Annotated in this window: 4 protein-coding genes; all 4 read right to left on the bottom strand. The window is 27.7% G+C overall.

Translation table 11 applies throughout. The annotated features are described in order from the left end of the window. The coding region (lepB, locus tag FQU21_RS17145; RefSeq protein ID WP_187269415.1) for a signal peptidase I at positions 1 to 431 on the bottom strand (431 nt) is incomplete at its 3' end. 299 nt (positions 432 to 730) lie between these two features. Next, on the bottom strand, positions 731 to 1,348 hold the full coding sequence (locus FQU21_RS17140) for a hypothetical protein (protein WP_147679231.1): 618 nt from the start codon (positions 1,346 to 1,348) through the stop codon (positions 731 to 733). 2 nt (positions 1,349 to 1,350) lie between these two features. Next, positions 1,351 to 2,580 (bottom strand): 6-bladed beta-propeller, encoded by a 1,230-nt coding sequence (locus tag FQU21_RS17135; protein ID WP_147679230.1) that lies wholly within the window; start codon positions 2,578 to 2,580, stop codon positions 1,351 to 1,353. A gap of 53 nt (positions 2,581 to 2,633) precedes the next feature. Next, positions 2,634 to 2,948: a hypothetical protein gene (locus tag FQU21_RS17130; protein WP_147679229.1), complete on the bottom strand. Its 315-nt coding sequence runs from the start codon at positions 2,946 to 2,948 to the stop codon at positions 2,634 to 2,636. Positions 2,949 to 3,283: the final 335 nt, after the last annotated feature.

The following is a 3,283-nucleotide window of genomic DNA, read 5'->3' as shown; positions in this document are numbered from 1 at the left end:
CCATTTTCTATATGCAACGTGTCACCAGAGATGGCCACACAGCGTTTTACTAAAATAAAGTCTTTTTCCCAAGGGGAGTTAAAAACGATAACATCTCCTTGTTCTATTGAAGCTGTGCCAGATAACCTTTTATAAGGCCACCAATACTCTTTAAAACGTTTTTTTGCATTTTCATTGAAATAGTATCCTATGTTTACAAATGGAATATCAAAAGGTGAACGTGGTAATCGTGGTCCGTACTTTAGTTTATTAACTAAAATAACGTCTTTAGGGAACAAAGCATTTTTCATGGAAGAACTGGGGATTTTGAATACGCCAAAAACGAATATTTTTAAAGCTACAACAATTAAGAAAAAAGCAACTAAATTAAAAACACTTTTGAATGCTGTCTTTAAATACCTGTTTTTTATTTTGGTTAAAAAGGTATTCATTAAAAAGTAAACTAAGCTTAATAGTCCTAAAAGTATAAAAAGCCATAGCTCCCCCGTTATCAAAATGAATGACAGAAGAACCATAACTATATAGTGTTTGTTTTTAATGTTAGTAAAACTAATTGCCTTCAAATTATATAGAATAAATTAATTGAGAATATGCTGTCTTTATTGATGTTTAACGAAAATAGTTATGAAGATAATAAATATTGTAAATTTCATAATTAAAAACATCATTCATCAGTTTAATTTTGACCTGATAAATAATCTTCTTATACTCATTGAACAAGCAAATAAAACTAATAATATTTTTTATTAATTATTTTCAGATAATCCTCCGTTATTTTAGGCACTGCTTTATTAGGAATAAACAAATCCAAGACTTCTAAATTTGAATTCAGAACAAAAAAATAAGGGTAGCCTATCTCTTCAGCAGGAATATTGAAAGATGAAGCGTTGTAAACTTTCATTTTTTTAAGACCATACTCAAACATTGTTCTGTTATAAATTCTGTTGTTTCCGTAATTGCCTAAAAATAAAATATTACTAACTCCTATAGAATCAGTATGTCTTTTTAATACTTCTAAAGAAGCAACAACACAGCTTTCACAATGCCTTTTTGAAAAACGATATACAAGCATATTATTTTGCTTATCCTCAAAAGTGTTTTTCAATGGAATAAGATTATGTAATGAATCTTTAACCAAAAGATGACGACTAATTTTTTTGCCATTGTTTAATATACCCCCTTTATAACTTGATTTGTAAGTATCTAATTCATCATTTTCTATTTCTACAAGATTCTTTTTAATGTTCAAATTGTTTAACTTCTTTAAATTGTTATAACGATAAAGAGAATAAACATTAAATACAAATAGGGATATAATAACAAATACCAATAAGCTGTTTTTCTTCATTTTTAAAATGAGTTTAATTTGAATAGTACTAAAACAGGATTGCTATTCCCCGTAAGATTTTTAAGCTTTAATTTATCCTCGTCTGAAATTAAAGTCGATTTGGAAATAAATAAATCTTTTTCGTTAGGAAAGTACAATGAAACAAAGTACTCGCCAGAAGTCCACCTTGGGAAACCTATAGATGGAATTTCATTTGGGCTAAATAAAAAATTAGTACCTCCGAGGAGTTTTCCACTAGATTTATCCCTATAGATAGCAGTTTTCACTCCTTTATACCAATTTTCTAAGAAAAATGTTTGACAAGAATTTGTCTCAAGATACTCTCCTAAATAAAAGTAGTAATCGTTATTCTTTATTGCTTTTTCAAATTTCTTAAATCCGTTTTTAGTGAACTGTTCTGGTAGTTTTTTTGTGTTGTAGTCTAAAACATAATTTGCTTTTAATTTATTTAAACTTTTTTCGTAATTGTAGATAGTGTCTGAAAATCTTTCAGTAATACTTAAAGATATATTATTATATAAATAGTTGTAGCCTCCATAGTTAAGGTTATTTTCAGGCTTGGGCATACCAACAGATTTTAATTTAAAGTTCTTATCTGTTATTAGCAAAGTGTAGTTTTGTAAGTCTCCTAAATGATTATTTCCTTGATTATCCAATGTTTTGAAAATATATCCTTTTGGGATAGTTAAAAAATTATAAGCTCCTAAAGGTAATTTTTTTTGCTTAGTAAATTTACCTAATGATGTGTAAAATGTTAGGTATGGATGTTGATAAGCTATTAATTGATCGTTAGTATTATCAAAGTCAATATCATATAATCTAAATAATTCTCCAGGACCTTTACCGTTATCAATTCTCTTTATGAATTTTCCTTTTTTATTAAAAATAACGACACCTCCCGCTTTATAATCATCATAAATATAAATACAAGAATCAGTTACAATAACTTTCATTATATCGTCTAGTAGACTTTTTTCAGAGGTTTCTAAAGGTATAAATTTAATTTCGCTAATAAGAGAATCAAATTTAAAAGATTCTTTTTTCAAAAAAGGATTTAAATTTACTTTTGTTAGTGAGTCGGTTTCGATATTTAATAGTTTTGCAGATTTTAAATTTAATTTATCTATTTGGTCTTTAGTAAAAAGGCTTTGTTTTTTATCACCACTTTGACAACTTGTGATTATGGTAACTATTGAAACTATTAGGAAGAAATATTTTTTTATTACTTTCATTTTTAAATGATTAGAAAGACTACCTTACCTTTTTAAGTAAGATAGTCTTATTTTTATTTACAATCTATTGCTGTACAGTTATTATATCCAAAAGGACAAGAAATATCTTGTCTTCCTCCTGAATTAGACTGACTACTTGAATGACTTCCATTTATTCCTCCTCCTCCTTGAGGAGTATCTACATCGACACCTACACTTGTGCTAGATGAATCCTCATCTGGACATGGACGTGTCCATTCTCTTTCATCTTTCGTTAATCCTTGATTCCATTGCCAAGGCCAATTTAATTCATTATCACAACCATGACATACAGCGTGTTTTCCTCCAAGAGGAGGTGGTGTTTCTGCATTTGCTGACGAAATATTCACAATTGATGCTAAATCGAAATTATCGTTTTCGGTACTTGTTAAAGTAACATTTACTGCTCCTAGAATCGCAATGCCTAAAACAAAAGCGATACTTAAAAATTTATTTTTCATTTTTGTAAAATTTTAATATTATTTTTTAAACTAATTTTCTCAAAAGTCCTTAAGGAAACACTACTTTTGCAGAATATCAAATAGTATTTTATCTTTAAATACCATTTATCCTAAAAAACTTGGTATTATTATTTATGTCATTGGCATGAATTTTTAGTTAAACAATTTGTGATTATATTTTTTAACATAAATGCTTAGAGGTTTATTATTTTTATTGATTTCTC

The organism is Algibacter pacificus (assembly GCF_008033385.1).
Lineage (GTDB): Bacteria > Bacteroidota > Bacteroidia > Flavobacteriales > Flavobacteriaceae > Algibacter > Algibacter pacificus.
This window is presented reverse-complemented; position numbering and strand designations above follow the sequence as displayed.